Source organism: Kribbella flavida DSM 17836, from assembly GCF_000024345.1.
Lineage (GTDB): Bacteria > Actinomycetota > Actinomycetes > Propionibacteriales > Kribbellaceae > Kribbella > Kribbella flavida.
In genome coordinates this window covers 4,246,784-4,265,598 of record NC_013729.1, presented here as the reverse complement: position 1 = coordinate 4,265,598, position 18,815 = coordinate 4,246,784, and the positions used below count along the sequence as shown (strand labels likewise).

Genomic DNA, 18,815 nt, shown 5'->3' with positions numbered 1-18,815 from the left:
GGCGACGTCACGACGCGGTGTGCAGGTCGATCGTTCGGGTCGCGACGGCGGCCAGGAGGTCGTTGTCGTGGGAGATGGCGATGACGCCGATGGTGTCGGTGCGCGCGTGGTTCAGCAGGAGGTGCCAGCTGCGGGCCTGGGTGACGGCGTCGAGGCTGGTGCTGATCTCGTCGGCGACGATGTACCGCGGGCGGGTGAGCAGGGCGCGGGCGAGATTGACCCGTTGCAGTTCGCCGCCACTGATCTCGTGGGGGAAGCGGTCGAGCCACTCCGGTCGGACCAGGTTGCCGTCGACGCTGTCGACCTCGGTGCGGTCGGCGCCGCTCTCGGCGAGGATGTCGCGGATCCGCCAGTGCGGGTTCATCGCGCGCTCGGGATGCTGCAGGACCAGCTGGACGGGATGAGCGCCGGATCTGTCCGCGCGAGGGCCGACACGGACCTCGCCGCGGTCGGGGGTGAGCAGGCCGGCGAGCAGGCGGCCGACGGTGCTCTTGCCCGAACCGCTCGGGCCGCGCAGGCCGACGACTTCGCCGGGAGCGACCGACAACGACGTACCGCGCACGACCCACGGGCTGCGCCGGTCGTAGCGGTACCACAGGTCCTCGGCGGTCAGCACCGGTCCTCCTCGGGCACGTGGAAACCGTTCGCGGGAAGGGCCTGCCACAGCGTCCGGGTGTACGGGTGCCGCAGCCGACGACCCTCGTCGGCCGTGAAGGCGGACGGCTCGACGGTCTCGATCGTGCGGCCGTCATGGCAGATCACGACGACGTCGGCGATCTCGAGCGCGCCGCCGAGCTCGTGGGTGATCAGTACGACGGCCCGTCCGTCGTCGGCGAGAGCGCGAAACTCCCGCAGGACGGTGGCGACCTCGGCCGGCGGCAGACCCGGCGTGGGTTCGTCGGCGAGGATCAGCTGCGGATCGCCCATCGTCGCCATCGTGACGAGAACCCGGCGGGTCATTCCGCCGGACAGCTCGTGCGGGTAGCGCTTCAGGACTTCGTCGCCGAGGCCCCGCTGCGCCAGCGCGGTCGCTGCGACGCGCCGCGGGTCGGCGTGGCCCGCGAGATGGGCCGATCGGCGTACCTGGCGGCCGATCGTCGCCAGCGGGTCCAGGTAGTCGACGGACTGCGGCAGCAGCACGATCTCGCGACCGGCCAGCCGCCGGCGGGCGGTGGCGTCGACCGGGGCGCCCGCGTAGGCGATCCGGCCGGACTGGGTGGCGTTCGGCGGCAGCATGCCGAGAACGGCGTGGGCGAGCAGGGTCTTGCCCGCACCGGAGGCGCCGACCAGCGCGACCACCTGGCCCCGGTCGGCGGTCAGGTCCATGCCGGCCAGCGCGACGATCTCGCGCCGCCGCAGCCCACGGTCGTACTGGACGAACGAAACCCGCAGCTCCTCGATGGTCAGCAGCGGCTTCACAGGTGATGGCTCCTCGGGTCGAGCAGGGCCCGGGTGTTCTCGCCGATGGCGTCGACGAGCTTGACGACGATCAGCAGGCACAGGCCGGGCAGGACGGCGAGCCACCAGGCCCCGGCAGAGAGGAACCGCATCGACTCCGCCAGCAGGACGCCGATCGACGGCTCGGCCGGGTCGACACCGAGCCCGAGGAACGACAGCGCGGCCTCGTGCAGAATCGCGTGCGGGAACAGCAGCGCGGTGCCGACGACGAAGTGCCCGACCAGTTGCGGCGCGACGTGCCGCCTGGCGATCCACCAGCGGCCCCGTCCGAAGCTGCGCGCCACGAGCACGTAGTCCGACGACATCACCTGGCGGGCGTGGCCGCGCAGTACCCGGGTGAGCGTCGGCCAGTGCGTGACGGCGACGGCGATGATCACCGCGCGGGTGCCACCGCCGAGGGCAAAAGCGAGCAGGATCAGCAGAACCAGGTGCGGCAGCGCGAGGAACAAGTCGACGAGCCAGCTGACGGCCCGGTCGACGAGCCGGCCCCCGACCGCGGCGAGACAGGCCATCAGCAGGGCGATCGCACCGGACACCAGCGCGGCGCTGACGCCGACGACCAGGCTGAGGCGAAGGCCGGAAAGCACCCGGGCGAGCATGTCGCGGCCGAGCCTGTCGGTCCCGAACAGGTGGGCCCACGACGGGCCGAGGTTGCGCGCGCCGAGCTGCGTGCTGCCGGCTTCGTCGACCGAGAGGGTGCCGAACACCGCGACGGCGGCAACCATCAGCAGGGACAGACCGAGGTACGCGAGCGTACGCCGACGCCGGTCGCCCAGCCGGCTGGGCGCACGGTCGTTCTTGGCCAGGAACGCGGTCACCGCGCGGCCTCCGTCCGCCGGGTCCGCGGGTCGAGCCAGCCGTGCAGCAGATCGCCGAGCTGGTTGCCGGTGTAGACGAAGACCGCCGTGAACAAGGCGATTCCCAGCAGCAGCGGGACGTCCTGGCCGAGGGCCGCGGCGGTGGTCGCCGCACCGAGGCCGGGGTACGAGAAGACGTGTTCGGCGAGCAGGGAGCCACCGAACAACTCGCCCAGCGAGCTGAACTGCAGCAGCAGTGCCGGGCCGGCGGCGTTCCGCAGTACGCGGTGGATCACCAGGCCGGTGGAGCGTTCGCCCTGGGCCCGGGCGAAGGCGACGTAGTCGCTCGCCATCGCGACGGAGACCGCCTGCCGGGTGTGCAGCACCACCGGCGCGATGCCGACCAGGCTCAGCGTGAACGCCGGCAGCAGAAGGTGGTGCAGCCGATCGAGCAGCCCCACCTCGCTGGCGACCTGCCCGACCGGTACGGCGCAGCACACCGGTGTCCACTGCAGCGACACCGAGAACGCGTACAGCAGCAGCAGTCCGACCCAGAACGTGGGCGCCGACGCCAGCACGTAGGCCCACCACGTGATCACCCGGTCCACGAGCCGTCCGCGCTGTACGCCGGCGATCAGGCCGAGGCCGAACCCGATCACCCCGGACAGGCACCATGCCACGGCCATCAGCGCCAGGCTGGTCAGGAACTTGCCCGCGATCACCTCGGTGACCGGCTGGTTGAAGGTGTGCGAGTGCCCGAGATCGCCCCGCAGGACGTGGGACAGCCAGTTGCCGAAGCGTTCGGCCGGTGGATCGTTCAGCCCCCAGCGCTCGGCGATCTGCTCGCGCTGCTCGGGACCGATCGCCGCGATGTCCGCGCCGACATAGGCGTCGACCGGGTCGACCGGTGATCCCAGCATCAGGGCGAACGACGCCACCGCGACCGCGACCAGCAGCAGGGCGAGCCGAACGAGCCTGCTGACCACGGCTCCGGCCAGGCCGGACCCGCGAGGGCGAATGGCGGCTTCTTCGGGGGCGTCGGTGGTGTTCAGCACGTCCAGCGCCAGCCGGTGATGCCGGCCGTGATCGGCCAGCCGTGGCCGTGCGGCTCGATCTGCGGTTTGCCGAGGTCGAGGCAGTTGCTGACGAAGTACGTGTGCTGCAGGTTCACCAGCCAGGCCCACGCCGCGTCTCCGGACGGGCCGAATCCGACGCCGTTCGCGTCCCGCTGGGCGGCCTTCCAGTACCTGGTCGCCTGGTTCTGGTCGGTGGCGCCGAGCGCGGCGTCCAGGTTCTTCTGCACGACCGGGTTCGCGTAGTGGCCGGCGTTCCAGTACCCGGTCCCGGCCTGGGTGGCGGAGTACAGGTTGTACATCTCGGTCGGGTCGTGGCTGCCCCACCCGAACAGTACGGCGTCGGCGTGCTTGCGCTTGTCGATCACGTCCCAGCTCACGCCCTTGCTCACGATCTGCACGCCGACGGGCTCGAGCATGTCCACGACGGCGAGTGCGAGCCCCTGCCGCAGGGTGTCCTCGGCGGGGTACAACAGGGTGAACGACGCCTTCCGGCCGCCGCGCTCGCGGATGCCGTCGCCGTCGCTGTCGGTCCAGCCGGCGGAGTCGAGAACCGCCTTCGCCTTGGTGGCGTCGTTCGATCGGATGGCCGAGGACGGCTCGTACCACGGCATGCCGTCGACCGGGCCGGTCGCGGGAGACCCGAAGCCCTCCAGTACGCCGTCCACCAGCGCGTCCCGGTCCACCGCGTAGTTGACCGCCCGGCGGATCGCCTGGTCGGCGGTGACGTCGTTGCCGATCGGCAGCCCGTCCTTCGACGTCCGGCCGGTGTCCGCGACGTACGGGAAGACGATGCCGCGGTTGTCCACCGACTGCACCGGGACCAGGCGCATCCCGTTCACCGTGGTCTTCGCCAGGCCGGACGGAACGGCGGCCAGGGAGAGCTGACCGGCCTTGGCGGCCGCGAGAGTGGCGTCCTCGCCGGTGAAGGAGAACACCACCCGCTCGAAGGCCGGCTTGGGGCCGTAGTACTTGTCGTTGCGCCGGACGATCAACTGCTGGCCTTCGTCCCACTGCACGAAGGTGAACGGGCCGGAGCCGATCGGTGCGCGGGCGTAGTCCTTGCCGTGGGCGTGCTTCGGCACGATTCCCAGCGACACCAGCCGGTTCACGAACGTGCTCTGCGGCCGGGTGAGGTGCAGCTCGACCGTGTCCTTGTCGACGGCAACAGCCTTCGCCAGCGCGGTGACGTCGGTCAGGCCGCCGCTCCTGCTCGCCGTGGAGAACGTGTAGGCGACGTCGTCCGCGGTCACCGGCCGCCCGTCGCTGAACTGGGCGTCGCCGCGCAGGTCGACGGTCCACACCAGCCCGTCCGCGCTGACGGAGTGCTTGGTGGCCAGGTCGTTGACGATGTTCAGGTCCGCGTCCCGGGCCAGCAACGTCGACTGGAACAGCGGAGAACCGTACCGCCCCCAGCCCAGCGTCGGGTCGTAGCCGTCCGCCGACTCACCACCGATCGCCAGCCGCAGCTCCCGCGCCGCGGCGGAAGCGCCACTTCCCGGCGTGTTCGCCGAGTCGACACCGGCCGTACACGCCGTCAGCACCGCCGCCAGGGAAAGCGCCGCCGCGACGGCCCTCGACTTGCCCAGCCCCACCGGATCCTCCGCTCCATCTGCGACTCGATCGCAGGTCCGACGGAAACCTATGCGGCGGCCGGCCGCTCTGGCAACTCCCGTGCCAGGCACCGGACAGCGGTCGCTGCTGCGGCGAGCGGGCAGGCTGAGTGGCGTCCTCGGCGGGGACGTCGTCGGGGGGGGGGGGGCTACCTGGTGGCTTGGTGCGGGCTCCGGCGGTAGGAGTGCTGGTCGTCGACCCGGCCGTACGCGTTCTTGATGATGTGGTCGCACCGGCGGCGCCTGGCCTCCTCGGCGCCGGTGGCGACCTGCTCGGCCTTCGTGCCACCGGTGGCGAACGGGCTGGCCTCGCCTTCGATCCGGCTGTGCCACGCGCCCATCGCGTAGTAGGTCTCGACATCGCCTCTGGACATGACGCTCCTTGGTTGCGGTAGGCCACGATGCGGGTGCCCGGGCCCGACCTCGGCAGCGGCACAGGCATCACCTCTCCTGCGCAGAGAAGGTCTCTGTTACCCGCGGCACCGCCGTCGAAACCGGCCGGCCGGGCGAATGTCGGCGCAGCCGGGCTACCGGAAGTCGCGGGAGGTGGTCCGGGCGGTGAGCGGAAGCCGTTCGATGCGTTCGGCCACCAGGTTGGTGACGCCGTTGGCCCGTTCCAGGCGGCCGTGAATGATCATCGCGGCGGCGGTCCGGGCGACCTTGCGGTGACGGGCCCAGCAGCCGGGGGAGACGATGACGTTGATCATGCCGGTCTCGTCCTCGAGGTTGAGGAAGGTGACGCCGGAGGCGGTGGCCGGCCGCTGCCGGTGGGTGACGACGCCCGCGGCCGTGACGCGGGTGTCGGGCCGCGCGGTCCGCAGCGCCGTGGCGGAGAGGATGCCGGCGGCATCGAGCTGGGCGCGGACGTGCTCGACCGGGTGCTTGCCGGTGGTGATGCCGGTGGCCCACAGGTCGGCGACGGTGACCTCGTCCTCGCCCATGCCGGGCAGCATGGGGGGCGGTCCGGCGGCGGTGATGCCGGCGAAGCGGTCGGGACGTTCCTCGGCGGCGCGGCCGGCCTGCCACAGCGCTTGGCGGCGGTCGATGCCGAAGCAGTCGAAGGCGCCGGCGGTGGCGAGCGCTTCGAGCTGCGACGCGGTGAGGCCGGTCCGGCGGGCGAGGTCGGCCAGGTCGGCGTAGGGCCCGTGCAGTTCGCGCTGCTCGACGATCGTCTCGGCCATCGTGGTGCCGATCGACTTCACGGCGGCCAGCCCCAGCCGGACCGCGAAGGCGCCGTCGCGGCGGTGGTCGGCGCAGGTGTCGGGGGCGTCGGGATCGAACGGGCCGATCGGCGGCTGCACGGTGGCGAGGCAGCTGTCCATGCCGGTGGGCCGGGCCGGCCGGCGGTCGTCCAGATCTTCGAGCAGGGCGTGCACGCCGGAGCGCTGCAGATCGGGACGGCGTACCTCGACGCCGTGGCGGCGGGCGTCGGCGACCAGGGACTGCGGGGAGTAGAACCCCATCGGCTGGGCGCGCAGCAGCGCGGCGAGGAACGCGGCGGGGTAGTGCAGGCGGAACCAGGTGGAGGCGTAGACGAGCAGGGCGAAGCTGATCGAGTGGGACTCGGCGAACCCGAAGTTCGCGAAGGCCTCGATGCGGGCGTAGATGTCGTCGGCAACGTCTCCGGTGAGGCCGTTGGTGGCCATGCCGGCGTACAGCTTGGTCTTCAGCGAGGAGATCTTCTCGATGCCGCGTTTGGAGCCCATCGCGCGGCGCAGCAGGTCGGCCTCGTCGCCGTCGATGCCGCCGATCGCCATCGCCATCTGCATGAGTTGCTCCTGGAACAGCGGCACGCCCTTGGTGCGTTCGAGCACCGGCTCCAGCAGGGGATGGGGATAGGTGATCGGTTCCTGGCCGGTCATCCGCCGGACGAACGGGTGCACGGCGCCGCCCTGGATCGGGCCGGGCCGGATCAGCGCGATCTCGCAGGCGAGGTCGTAGAAGCGGCGCGGGCGGAGCCGGGGCAGGGTGGCCATCTGGGCGCGGGACTCGACCTGGAACACCCCGACCGAGTCGGCCCGGCAGAGCTGGTCGTAGACGCCCTGCTCTTCCTTGGGGATGGTGTGCAGCTGCCAGCGTTCGCCGAGCCGGTCGGCGACCAGGTCGATGCAGTACTGGATGGCGGCGAGCATGCCGAGGCCGAGCATGTCGAACTTGACCAGGCCCATGTAGGCGCAGTCGTCCTTGTCCCACTGCAGCACGGTCCGCTTCTCCATCCGGGCGTGCTCGATCGGCACGACCTCACCGACCGGCTGCTCGGTGAGCACCATGCCGCCGGAGTGGATGCCGAGGTGCCGGGGAGCCTTGAGCAGCTCGGTGGCCATCTCGACGACCAGCGGCGGGATGTCGTGGTCGGTGGAGGACAGGTCGGCCGACCAGCCGTCGACCTGCTTGGACCACGCGTCCTGCTGGCCGGTGGAGTAGCCGAGCGCCTTGGCCATGTCGCGCACCGCCATCTTCGGGCGGTAGGAGATGACGTTGGCGACCTGCGCGGCGTTGCGGCGGCCGTACTTGCCGTACATGTACTGGATGACTTCTTCGCGCCGGTCGGAGTCGAAGTCCACGTCGATGTCGGGTTCCTCGCTGCGGGTCGCGGCGAGGAACCGCTCGAACGGCAGCCCGTACAGGATCGAGTCGACGGCGGTGACGCCGAGGCAGTACACGACCGCGGAGTTGGCGGCCGAGCCGCGGCCCTGGCACAGGATGCCGTGCTCGCGGGCGTAGCGGACCATGTCCCACACGATCAGGAAGTAGCCGGGGAAGTCGCGCTGCTCGATGACGTCGAGCTCGCGCTCCAGCCGCTGGTAGGCGTCCGGACGCTGGTCGCGGGTGCCGTAGCGTTCGGCGGCGCCTTCGAACACCAGCTGCCGCAGCCAGCCCATCTGGGTCAGGCCGGCCGGTACGTCGATCTTCGGCAGCCGCGGCTGAGCGGCGCGCAGCCGGAACGCCAGCTGGTCGGCGAGCTCCACCGACCTCGCCACCGCGCCGGGGAAGTTCCGGAACTTCATCGCCATCTCGGCGCCCGAGTGCAGGAAGGCCGCCGGTCCGGCCGGGAGCCAGCCGTCCATCTCGTCCAGGCTGCGGCGGGCGCGGACCGCGGCCAGGGCGGAGGCGAGCCGGTGGTCGCGGGGCTGGGCGTAGTGCACGTTCCCGGTCGCGACCGTCGGCAGGCCCGCGGCCGCGGCAAGGTCGGCCAGGGCTTGGTTGTGCGTCGAGGACAGCGGCATCCGGTGGTCGATCAGCTCGACCACCACCCGGTCGCGGCCGAACAGCGCCGTCAACCGGTCCAGCTCACGCCGGGCGGCCGCGGCACCGGCGGCCGGGCTGGACGCGGTGGTGAGAGCCTGGCGGACCGCGCCCTTGCGGCAGCCGGTCAGGATCAGCCAGTGGTCGCGGCCGCGCGCGGCCAGCTCCTCCAGGTCGTAGACCGGGCGGCCCTTCTCCCCGCCGGCCAGGTGCGCCTCGGTCATCGCCCCGGCCAGCCGGTGGTAGCCCTCCTTGCCCTCGGCCAGGACCAGCAGGTGCGACCCGTCGGGGTCGGCGACACCGTTCTGCGGGCCGGGCAGCCCGAGGGACAGCTCGGCGCCGTAGACGGTGGGCATGGCGTAGGCGTCGGCGGTCTCGGCGAACCGCGCCGCGCCGTAGAACCCGTCGTGGTCGGTCAGCGCGATCGCGTGCAACCCGTGCCGCACGGCTTCCTCGACCAGTTGCTCCGGCGACGAGGCGCCGTCCAGGAAGCTGAAGTTGGAGTGCACGTGCAGCTCGGCGTACGGCGTGACCGGTCCGTCGGGTCGCCGGGGCCGGCCGTCGTCACCCGGCGCGACGTACGGGCCGCGGTTCTGCGACCACGCGGGGGAGTCGCCGCCGTCGGCCTCGGCCGGTCGTCCGCCGTGCGACTCCGGCCGCCGGGCGGACAGCCTGCGCTCCAGCTCCGACCAGCGGATCGGCGGATTCTGGTAACCCACCGCACCACCTCCTGCACCCCGTGTACGCCGCCTGGCCGGCGGCGGCCGAACCCTCCGGTGCCAGTAGAACATGCTTTCGAATGTGTGGCACCCTGGGGTCATGGTGGGACGCTTCAACGTGCGGCCCGGCAACGGGGACAACGACTGGTCGATCTGGGACAACGCCGCCAACGGGCAGCGTGGTTCCGGGCTGAGCAGGCAGCAAGCCCGTGCCGAGGCCGCTGACCTCGAGCTGCAGTACGACGCGCACGGCTACCGGCCGCCGGAGACCGTTCGGCGGGTGGATCCGCCGGTGCCGGTCGAGCGGATCTGGCAGCCGGTGGGGGTGGTCGACGCGTGGGTCCGCGAGGACGGCCGCTGGGTCGGCCGGGTCCGGCACGCCGACGGCGAGGTTTCCTGGGTGCCCGAGGGCGAGCTGCGCAAGATCGAGAAGCGCCGCCGATGACCGAGCGCGCCTACCCGAGCCCGAGGTCGAGGCCGCCGCCGGGAGAGAGCTGCTCGGTGACGGCGGGGACGACCTCGGTCGCGAGCAGCTGGAGGGATTCCAGTGCCCGATGGTGTGAGAGGCCGGGCAGGCGGGTCCAGTGGGCGAAGTGATCGAACTGTACGTCGCGGTGGAGAGCGACGAGTTGCTCCGTCACCTGCTCGGGCGTGCCGACCAGGTAGTCGCCTCGCTGCGGCTCCGGCAGGTCGCCGCGTCCGCCGTACGTGGCGATCTGGCCTTCCAGATAGGCGATACCGGGCGCCACTTCCGCCCAGGCCTGCTCGGGATCGTCTGCCACGTGGAGGATGCTCGTACACGTCAGTGGTGTGCCGGGGGCGACCTGGTCGAGGAGGGCGCGCCTCGCCCGAAGCTCGTCGGGCTTCGCGCAGTAGATGATGACTGCGTCTCCCAGTCGCGCGGCGCGGCGTAACCCGGCCGCGGTGACTCCGCCGACGTAGATCGGGATCGGCCGTTCCGGTTTCGGCGTGACCGACAGTTGGCTGTACGACCAGTGCTCGCCGTGGAGGTTGATCGGTTCGGCCGACCACGCTCGGCGCAGCAGCGTGATGCCTTCTTCGAGCAGGGTGCCGCGGTGCCGGCGGTCGGCGCCGAACGCCGCGAACTCCTCCTCGGCGTACCCCTGGCCGACGCCCAGGACCAGGCGGCCGGCCGAGACCAGGTCGGCCACCGCGGCATCCTCGGCGACCCGGAGCGGGTGGTGCAGGGGCAGGACGAGAATGTTCGTGCCGATCCGGAGCTGGGTGGTCCTCGCGGCGATCGCGGCCGCCATGACCAGCGGCGAAGGCAGCAGGCCGTCGGCGGTGAGGTGGTGCTCCGACATCCAGACGGCGTCGAAGCCCAGCTGGTCGGCCGCGGCCACCTCGTCGAGGCTCTCGGCGTAGTACCTGGACATCGCTGCGTGGTGGGGCAGCGGCTGGCGGAAGTCGTGCAGCACCCCGAACGTCGGATCGTCCATGGCACCAGCCTGCGGGCGGTACCGCAGTACGTCCAATGCCGCTTCTGCGGTACTTGATGCAGGCCGAGCATCAACCGTGTGACGGCTGCCTGATCAGTCCGCGCGCTGCAGATCCAGTACGACCTTGACGTCGTCGGGTTGTGCTGCGAGGGCGGTTTCGGCGTCACGCAGGGGCACCCGCCGGGTGATCATGCGCTGCAGCCAGGTGTGATCCGCGGCGGCCAGGGCGGAGGCGGCGGCGTGGTAGTGGTCGAGGTTGGCGTTCACCGAGCCGACGATCGCGTCGTTCTCGAGCACGATGTCGCGGTTGAGGCTGCCGGCGTCGATGGTGAGCGAACGGCCGGGGGACGACACGCCGGTCAGGCAGGTGATGCCGTACGAACCGGTGGTCGCGAGCGCGTCGAAGATCAGCGAGCCCACGCCGGTGGCTTCGATCACCACGTCGGGGCGCAGCGACTTCGCCACCTGCTGGACGTCGGTGTGGTGGTAGGTGGCGCCGAGATCGGCGACCAGGGCGGGCTTGGCGCCGCTGGTGACCCGGTCGAGCACGTGGACCTCGAGCCCGCGCTGAACGCCGAGCAGCGCGGCCAGCAGCCCGATCGGTCCGGCACCGGTGACCAGGGCGGTGCGCGGCTCGAACCACGAGCGCGCGCCGATCTTCTCGACCTGTTCCCACGCCTTGGCGACCACGGTGGTCGGTTCCATCAGGACGCCGACCTCGCTGAGCGCGGGATCGAGCTTCACGGCGTACTGCGGTTCGACGGTCCACCGCTCGCTGGCGTAGCCGTGCAGTTCCTTGATGCCCCGTTCGGTGTACCGGCCGTTGCGGCACATGTCGAACTGGCCGTGCGCACACGCCCCGCACGGTTCCGGGTCGGGCCGGCGGACGACGCCCACCACCAGATCGCCGGTGCTGAAGCCACTGTCGTCCGGAGCCTGTACGACGCGCCCCAGCGACTCGTGGCCGATGATCAGCCGGTCCTCGCCGGGCGGAGCCCAGCCGTACTCGGCGGCGGCCATCTCGCGGTCCGTCCCGCAGATGCCGACGGCCAGACCGTCGACCAGCAGTTCGCCCGGCCCGGGCGTGGGCTCCGGCATGTCGCTGACCTGCAAGGAATCCGCTTGGCCCGCGACGATGGTGAGCGCTTGCATCACGACTCCTGGTGATCGCGGGGGTGCGGTGTCGTCGCCGGGTGGCTGCCGGTGAGGTGACGGGCGGCGTTGATCAGACCGACATGGCTGTACGCCTGCGGGGTGTTGCCGACCTGGCGCCGGGCGACGGTGTCGTACTCCTCGCTGAGCAGGCCGACATCATTGCGCAGAGCAAGCAATCGTTCGAACAGTGCGACGGCGTCGGCGTGCCGGCCGATGCCGTGCAGCGCCTCGACGAGCCAGAAGCTGCAGGCGATGAAGGTGGCTTCGTCGCCCGGCAGGCCGTCGACGCCGCCGTCCGCACCGGTGTCGTAGCGGAGCAGGAAGCCGTCGCGGTACAGCTCCCGCTCGACCGCCTCGACGGTTCCCACGACGCGGTGGTCGTGCCAGGGCAGGAAGCCGGTCCTGGGCAGGAGAAGCAGAGCGGCGTCGAGCCCCTGGGAGCCGTAGAACTGGGTGAAGGTGCCGCGCTCGCGGTCGAACCCGTTGGCGCACACCTCCGCGTGGATGCGGTCCCGCAACGCCCGCCATCGGTCGAGCGGACCGTCCAGACCGTACCCCTCGACCGCCTGCACGGCCCGGTCGAGGCCGGCCCACGCCATCACCTTGGAGTGCACGAAGTGACGCCGTTCGCCGCGGATCTCCCACAGACCGTTGTCCGGCGCGTCCCAGTGTCCTTCGAGGAAGTCGAGCAGCGCCTTCTGCAGAGCCCACGAGGACTCGTCGGGAGCCAGGCCGGCCTGGCGGGACAGATGCAGTCCGTCCAGCACTTCGCCCCAGACATCCAGCTGGAACTGGTCGGAGGCGGCATTGCCGACCCGGACCGGTTTCGCGCCCTCGTACCCGCTCAGCCAGTCCAAGGTGTACTCCGGCAGCCGCCGCGTGCCGTCGATGCCGTACATGATCTGCAGATCGGCCGGATCCCCGGCGACCGCCCGCAGCAGCCACTCCCGCCACGCCTTCGCCTCGGCGACGAAGCCGGTCCCCAGCAGAGCCTGCAACGTGAAGGTCGCGTCGCGCAGCCAGCAGAACCGGTAGTCCCAGTTGCGCGGACCGCCGAGCTGTTCGGGCAGCGAGGTGGTCGCGGCGGCCACGATGCCGCCGGTCGGCTGGTGCGTGAGCGCCTTCAGCACCACCAGTGACTGGCGTACGGCCTCGGGCCAGCCACCGTCGTAGTCGAACTGGCTCATCCAGTCGGACCAGTACGCCTCCGTGGTGACCAGGGCTCGCTCGGCGTCGACGGGTGTCGGCCGCGGCAGGTGCGAAGGGTGGTGGGTGAGCACGAACGGGACCCGTTCTCCCTGCGCCACCGTGAAGTCGGCGTACGTCGTCTGGTCCTGCCCGTAGAGGTCGACCGGTGTCGACAGCCACACCGAGTCCGGACCGGCCACCGCCGCCAGGTCGCCGCCGACCTTGCGCACCCAGGGAACGATGTGGCCGTAGTCGAAGCGCAGCCGCAGCTCCATCCGCATCGGCACCCGGCCGCTGAGCCCCTCGACCACCCGGACGACGTCGGGTGCCTCGCCCCGGGGCGGCATCGTGTCGATCACCCGCACCGCACCCTGCGGCGTTTCCCACTCGGTCTCCAGGACCAGCGAGTCACCCCGGTAGCTGCGCCGCGTGCACGACTGTGCGCCCGCCGGAGCGATCCGCCAGTAGCCCGCGTCCTCGCCACCCAGCAGCGAGGCGAAGCACGCCGGCGAGTCGAACCGTGGCAAGCACAGCCAGTCGATCGATCCGGTGTCGGCCACCAGCGCGGCGGTCTGCAGATCGCCCAGCAGCGCATAGCTCTCGATCGGCTGCACAATCACTCCTCGCGCGTCGTTGCCTGGTCCTTGGTTCCCAGCTCAGTACCCGGCAACCGCAGACCGAGTCGGACGGCGTCGCCGCGTCATACGATCTCAACATCCCGCCGCGGACTGTTGTTGCCGCGCTGGCGGCGGCCCTGACCGGAAGGGGATTTCGGTGACCGGGTCCCACGGTCCGCCCAGGTAGCGCCACAGGGACCAGCCGATCGCGGAAACGGGCGGCCAGGGCGTGGTGGCCAGCTCATCGTGGAGCTGCCGAGCTGTGGCCGGGTCGACCTTGTTCTGGATGGTGACGTGGGGACGGAAGGGCTGCCGGTCCTGTCTGGTGAGCCACGGGGTCCAGCGGCGGGCGAGGTCGGCGTGCAGGCTGTGGAGCGTGGGGGAGCGGAGGTCGATGGCGACTCCGCGGCCGAGCAGACGGGGGCCCACGACCTCGAGAGCGAAGGGTTCGTCGGAGCGCGTCGCGGTCAGCTCGGCGATCACGGAGTCGGTCTCGTGCCCGGGCAACTGGTGGAACAGCGTGACGTGGGCGCGCAGGACGTTGAGGTGCGGCGGGTAGTGGGCGGACCGCAGTACGTCGAACGCGGCCGCGCCGGCGTCGTCCAGGCGGACGGTGACGATCAGCGGCGGTGGACTCAAGGTGCCTCCGAGCCGCGGTCCTGCTCCTGCAGGATCAGCTCGGGCAGGTCACTCAGCCGGTGACGTCCGGCCAAGGCGCGGGCGATGCGCTGGTTGCCGGCCAGGCGGTCGGCGTTGCGGTCGAGGAACCACCAGTACCCGGCGGTGAACGGGCAGGCGTCCGGTCCGACCCGGACCTTCGGGTTGTAGCGGCAGCCGCCGCAGAAGTCGCTCATCTTGTCGATGTACGCGCCGCCGGCCGCATACGGCTTGGTCGCGAGCCGGCCGCCGTCGGCGTGCAACGACATCCCGACGACGTTCGCGACCATCACCCAGTCGTAACCGTCCACGAACGAGCGGTGGAACCAGTCGGTCACCTCGTCCGGACACCAGCCGCGCTGCAGCGCGTAGTTGCCGAGCACCATCAACCTGGGGATGTGGTGCACCCAGCCGTGCTCACGGACACCACGCAGTACTTCGGACAGGCAGCGCGCGCCGACGGTGCCATCGGCATCGAGTTCGGTGAACCACTCCGGCACGGGTTGCCGGGCTGCCAACTGGTTGCTGCGCCGGTAGTCCGGCCCGAAGTGCCAGTACAGATGCCACATGTAGTCGCGCCAGCCGATCAGCTGCCGGACGAACCCCTCGACGGACGCCAGCGGCGCGGCCCCGGCACGGTAGGCGTCCTCGGCCTGCTCCACCGCCTCCATCGGGTCGAGAAGGCCGAGATTCAGCGTCGCGGACAGCAACGAGTGGGCCATCCAGTCGTCGCCGGCCAGCATGGCGTCCTCGTGCGGCCCGAACGCCGGCAGCCGGTGCGCGACGAAGTCGCTGAGGGCGTGCAACGCCTCCTGCCGGGTCACCGCGAACCTGCGCGGACCGTCGACGCCGACGAACTGCACGTCGCCCGACCGCTGCCACCGGTCGAGGTCGTCGCGCACCTCGGCGTCGATCTCGTCCTCGCGGGGCCACCACGGTTCCGGCGTACCGAGGGTGGGCCGGCGGGGCGGGGCCTCCCGGTTGTCCTGGTCGAAGTTCCACCGCCCGCCGGCCGGCTGGTTCCCCTCCATCAGTACGCCGAGGCGCACCCGGGCCTCGCGGTAGAAGTCCTCCATCAGCAGGCGCTTGGCGCCCCGCCGCCCCGCCCACTCGGCGAACTCGGCCTGGCTGGTGACGAACCCCCGCGCCGGCAGCACCTCGACCTGGGGCAACCGGCGGACGAACCGGTCGGCGGCGTACGACGTGGGCCGGCAGACGGTCAGCGGTTCGGACACCTGGGCGAGGGCTTCCCGGTAGGTCTCGGCCCGCAGGTACCGCACCTGGTCGCCCAGCTCGGCCGCGCGGTGCCGCATCGCCGACAGCACCAGGTGCGCCTTCTGCCGGTGGAACCGGCGCCGGGCGAACACCCGCCGCGACTCGATCATCAGGACCGGCTGGTCGTCACCGTCCAGGAAGTGTGGGCCGAGCTGGTCGCCGAAGGTCCATCGTCGATCCATCCGGGTTGCCTCCGACCAGCTCGGTGCTGTCGCCGGGCAGCTCGGGACCGCTGCGTGCCCGCTCACTCATTGTGCACAGTGCACAAGTTCGGCGGACGGAGCCGGCACGTTCCGGTGGCCTCCGCGGTCAGAGGGTGATGCCGGCGGCGAACAGCTGGGACCAGATCTCGGACTGGTCGACGACCTCGACGCCCAGCTTCTCGGCCTTGGTGAGCTTCGCGGCGCCGACGTCGGCGCCGGTGATGAGGTAGTCGGTGCTCGCCGAGACCGAGGAGGCGATGGTGGCGCCGGCGCTCTCGCACAGACGCTGGAACGCCGGCCGCGCGACCTTCTCGCCGGAACGGGGATCGCTGATGGCGCCGGTGACGACAACCGTCTTGCCGGCCAGGGGAGCGCCGGCTGCGACGACCGGTGGCAGGTCTTCCTCGAGCACGTCGAGGGAGACGCCGGCCGCGCGGAGGCGTTCCAGTTCGGGCCGAAGCCGGGACAGGTGCTCGACGAGAGAGGCGGCGACCTTCGGGCCGATGTCCTCCACGGCGACAAGCCCCTCCTCCCCGGCGTCGGCGACCTCTTCCAGCGAGCCGAAGCCCGCGCGGCACAGCCGGGCCGCGGTGCCCTCCGACGCCATCGGGACGGCGAGCCCGATCAGCGCGCGGCGGAGGCCGACCTGCCGGCTGGCGTCGATCGACTCGATCATCCGGGCCGCCGACACCTCGCCGATGCGGTCGAACTCGAGCAGCTTCTCCTTGGTCAGGTGGTAGAAGTCCGACGGGTGCTCCAGGATGCCCGCCTCGGCCAGGCGCTCGATCCACACCCCGCCGATCGCGTCGATGTCGGCCGCGGCCCGGGAGGCCCAGTGGATCAGCCGGCGGACGGTCTGGGCCGGGCAGGAGACGTTGGTGCAGAACAGTTCCCGGCTGTTGCCCTGCTCGGTCAGGGGCTGTCCGCACGACGGGCAGTTCGTCGGTGGCACGATGTCCTGCTCGGCGCCGGTGCGCCGGGAGGCGTCGAGCACTCCGGCGACGAACGGGATCACGTCGCCGGCCCGGCGGACCAGGACCGTGTCGCCGATCTTGATGCCCCGGGCCCGGATCACCTCCTGGTTGGCCAGCGTCGCGCGGGTGACCGTCGTACCGCCGACGAAGACCGGCTCGAGCCACGCCACCGGCGCGATCTTGCCCGTCTTGCCGACGTCCCAGACGACGTCGGCCAGCACGGTGGTCTTCTCCTCCGCGGCGAACTTGTACGCCAGCGCTCCGCGCGGAGAGCTGGATCGGGTCCCGGCCGCGGCGAAGGCGTCACGGTCGGCCAGGCGCAGTACGGCGCCGTCGAGGTCGTAGTCCAGGTCGTTGCGCTGCTGCTCGATCGTGGTGATCACCGCCTGCGCCGCGGCCGCGTCGTCGCAGTGCCGCATGTCGGCGACGGCGAACCCGAGGGTGCGCAGTGCGCGGTCCAGGTCGGAGTCGGTACTGTCCGGATCGGTGTGCAGGTCGAAGGCCAGGAACTGCAGCCGGCGCTCGGCGACGGTGGCCGGATCCTTCGCGCGCAGCGTGCCGGCGGCCGCGTTGCGGGGGTTGATCAGCGGCTTGTCCGGGTGGGCGGCGTTGTAGGCGGCGAAGGTCGAGCGCAGCATGACCGCTTCACCCCGGACCTCGACCCGGCCCGGTGCGTCGATCTTCGCCGGTACGCCGTCCGCCAGGGCGCGCACCAGCGGAGTCACGTCGTCACCGGTCGTGCCGTCGCCGCGGGTGATCGCCCGGGCCAGCTGCCCGTCCTCGTAGACCAGCGCCAGCGACAACCCGTCCAGCTTCGGCATGACCACCACGGACCGGCCGGGGAAGCGGTTGAAAAACGCCTCGACCTGCTCCGGGCGGGTCGCCTTCTCGAGGGACAGCATCGGCCGTGAGTGGCGGACCGGCGCATGCAGCACCGCGGGCGCGCCGACCTGATCCAGCGGATTCGGGTCCGGCGCCAGCTCCGGGTGCGCCGCGATCAGTGCCCGCAGCTCGTCCTCGATCGCGTCGTACTCCGCGTCCGCCACCGCCGGCGCACCCCGGTAGTAGGCATCGCGCAACTGCACGATCTGGTCGGCCAGCGTCTCAATGCGTTCCCCAACGTCCACGACGAAGACGCTACCGCCCACCGGGGACAACTCCGGGCACCCCGCCCGCACTCCTGTCACGGTGGCTGGGCGCACCACGTTCGCCACCTGGAGGAACGGCAGTGCACGGCCGGCCTCACCGCCGCAAGGTCAGCACGTACGCCGTGGGGGTGACGCCGCTGTCACCGAGGACGCGGCGCCGGACGATCTTGAGGCCGCGGGTTCGGGCGACGGCGTCCTCGAAGAGCCGCTTGTCGTCGGTCAGCAGCACCGCTCGACCGGATCGAGGAAGAAGACGGGCGATCTCGCGAAGGGCGGCGGGATAGAGCTTGGCGTTGCCCGCGTGACTGCCGACGAGCTTGCCGAAGGGCAGGTTCGCGATCACCCGGTCCACGCTGTGCTCGGCATGATCGAGCGACTCGGCGGAGGCGACGGGGAGGTCGGCGGGGATCGCGAGCCGGCTCAGGTTGGCACCGGCCAGGGCGATCGCCCGCGGGTCGAGGTCCGAGCCGAGCAGGATCACCGGTGCCCCGACCGCTGCGGAGGCGGCGGCCAGCAGCGTGCCGGTGCCGCAGAAGGGGTCGAGCACTCGGTGGCCGGGCCGGAGTTTGGCCAGCCGGGTCAGGACCTCGGCGACCACGGGCTTGGTCGACCACGGCAGCCGATCCAGGCGGCCGAAGCGGCGCGACCAGTGGAACGGCCCGATCTCGGCCTCCCAGCCGTTCGGGCCGCCGACGAAGTTGACCGTCCAGTCGCCGGGATCTTCCAGCCAGCCCAGTTCGTTGACAAGAGCAACGTTCAGGGCGTCGTGGTCCGGGGTCGCCGGAGCGATCCTGAAGCGCAGGGGTGTCTCGGACCGCAGCGCCGAGGTCACGCCGGAGGTGGCGGATCGCAGGACTGCGGTGGTGTCCGGCACCAGGACTGCCAGAGTGCTGAAGAGCCGGAGGTCGTGCAGCTCCCGGAGCGCGCCGTCGACGCGGCAGGTGAGGCGAGCCGGCGAGCCGGCGATGACGTCGAGGCCGGTGATCAGGTCCTCGGCGCCGGCGACGGTTCGCAGTACGACGTGGTCGCGGACGGGCTGATCCAGCGCGAGGCAGGGCAGATCGAGGACAGGGTGGGACATGAGGTGACTCCTGAAGAGCGCCGGATGTGCGGTCGGTGACGCGACGCGACATGCGGGCAGCAGCACCCGCCCCGCTGGATCAGGGGGAGTGCCTCAGTACTGCGCGCGGCTTCAGGAGTTGAATTCCACCAGCAACGACCATAGCTCATGG

The 18,815-nt window shown here is 71.4% G+C and carries 15 protein-coding genes; 1 reads left to right on the top strand and 14 read right to left on the bottom strand.

Translation table 11 applies throughout. The features are described 5' to 3' along the window. Nucleotides 1–7 precede the first annotated feature (7 nt). From KFLA_RS19770 to KFLA_RS19740, 7 genes are all read right to left on the bottom strand, one after another. The gene (locus tag KFLA_RS19770; protein ID WP_012921586.1) at nt 8–616 is read right to left on the bottom strand and encodes an ABC transporter ATP-binding protein; all 609 of its coding nucleotides are present in this window, start codon (nt 614–616) and stop codon (nt 8–10) included. Then, on the bottom strand, nt 610–1,419 hold the full coding sequence (locus KFLA_RS19765; RefSeq protein WP_012921585.1) for an ATP-binding cassette domain-containing protein: 810 nt from the start codon (nt 1,417–1,419) through the stop codon (nt 610–612). Before KFLA_RS19765 ends, KFLA_RS19770 begins: the two co-directional genes overlap by 7 nt. Beyond that, nucleotides 1,416–2,276 carry an ABC transporter permease gene (locus tag KFLA_RS38370; RefSeq protein WP_012921584.1) on the bottom strand — a complete coding sequence of 287 codons (861 nt, stop codon included), beginning with the start codon at nt 2,274–2,276 and terminating at the stop codon, nt 1,416–1,418. Before KFLA_RS38370 ends, KFLA_RS19765 begins: the two co-directional genes overlap by 4 nt. After that, nucleotides 2,273–3,310: an ABC transporter permease gene (locus KFLA_RS38365; protein ID WP_012921583.1), complete on the bottom strand. Its 1,038-nt coding sequence runs from the start codon at nt 3,308–3,310 to the stop codon at nt 2,273–2,275. Before KFLA_RS38365 ends, KFLA_RS38370 begins: the two co-directional genes overlap by 4 nt. Then, nucleotides 3,304–4,923, bottom strand: a complete 1,620-nt coding sequence (locus tag KFLA_RS19750; protein ID WP_012921582.1) for an ABC transporter substrate-binding protein — start codon at nt 4,921–4,923, stop codon at nt 3,304–3,306. Before KFLA_RS19750 ends, KFLA_RS38365 begins: the two co-directional genes overlap by 7 nt. Nucleotides 4,924–5,090: 167 nt before the next feature. Beyond that, nucleotides 5,091–5,315, bottom strand: a complete 225-nt coding sequence (locus KFLA_RS19745; RefSeq protein WP_012921581.1) for a DUF2188 domain-containing protein — start codon at nt 5,313–5,315, stop codon at nt 5,091–5,093. Between the two features lie 153 nt (nt 5,316–5,468). Next, the gene (locus KFLA_RS19740) at nt 5,469–8,906 is read right to left on the bottom strand and encodes an error-prone DNA polymerase (protein WP_012921580.1); all 3,438 of its coding nucleotides are present in this window, start codon (nt 8,904–8,906) and stop codon (nt 5,469–5,471) included. A gap of 100 nt (nt 8,907–9,006) precedes the next feature. Here KFLA_RS19740 and KFLA_RS19735 point away from each other — a divergent pair, with 100 nt between their 5' ends. Continuing rightward, entirely contained in the window at nt 9,007–9,351 is a 345-nt protein-coding gene (locus tag KFLA_RS19735; RefSeq protein WP_041289399.1) for a hypothetical protein, read from the top strand. A gap of 10 nt (nt 9,352–9,361) precedes the next feature. Here KFLA_RS19735 and KFLA_RS19730 read toward each other — a convergent pair whose 3' ends face one another. From KFLA_RS19730 to KFLA_RS35730, 7 genes are all read right to left on the bottom strand, one after another. After that, on the bottom strand, nt 9,362–10,366 hold the full coding sequence (locus tag KFLA_RS19730; protein WP_012921578.1) for an LLM class flavin-dependent oxidoreductase: 1,005 nt from the start codon (nt 10,364–10,366) through the stop codon (nt 9,362–9,364). A 93-nt stretch (nt 10,367–10,459) separates the two neighbouring features. Then, the gene (locus KFLA_RS19725; RefSeq protein ID WP_012921577.1) at nt 10,460–11,518 is read right to left on the bottom strand and encodes a glucose 1-dehydrogenase; all 1,059 of its coding nucleotides are present in this window, start codon (nt 11,516–11,518) and stop codon (nt 10,460–10,462) included. Then, nucleotides 11,518–13,323, bottom strand: coding sequence for a glycoside hydrolase family 15 protein (locus tag KFLA_RS19720; RefSeq protein ID WP_012921576.1), 1,806 nt, complete (start codon nt 13,321–13,323; stop codon nt 11,518–11,520). The genes KFLA_RS19725 and KFLA_RS19720 overlap by 1 nt, the downstream gene beginning before the upstream one ends. A 96-nt stretch (nt 13,324–13,419) precedes the next feature. Beyond that, nucleotides 13,420–13,965 (bottom strand): 2'-5' RNA ligase family protein, encoded by a 546-nt coding sequence (locus KFLA_RS19715; protein WP_012921575.1) that lies wholly within the window; start codon nt 13,963–13,965, stop codon nt 13,420–13,422. Further along, on the bottom strand, nt 13,962–15,440 hold the full coding sequence (locus KFLA_RS19710) for a cryptochrome/photolyase family protein (RefSeq protein ID WP_012921574.1): 1,479 nt from the start codon (nt 15,438–15,440) through the stop codon (nt 13,962–13,964). The genes KFLA_RS19715 and KFLA_RS19710 overlap by 4 nt, the downstream gene beginning before the upstream one ends. Before the next feature lie 127 nt (nt 15,441–15,567). Further along, nucleotides 15,568–17,562: an NAD-dependent DNA ligase LigA gene (ligA, locus tag KFLA_RS19705; RefSeq protein ID WP_041290277.1), complete on the bottom strand. Its 1,995-nt coding sequence runs from the start codon at nt 17,560–17,562 to the stop codon at nt 15,568–15,570. Between the two features lie 115 nt (nt 17,563–17,677). Then, nucleotides 17,678–18,664: a TRM11 family SAM-dependent methyltransferase gene (locus tag KFLA_RS35730; RefSeq protein ID WP_012921572.1), complete on the bottom strand. Its 987-nt coding sequence runs from the start codon at nt 18,662–18,664 to the stop codon at nt 17,678–17,680. Nucleotides 18,665–18,815 lie beyond the last annotated feature (151 nt).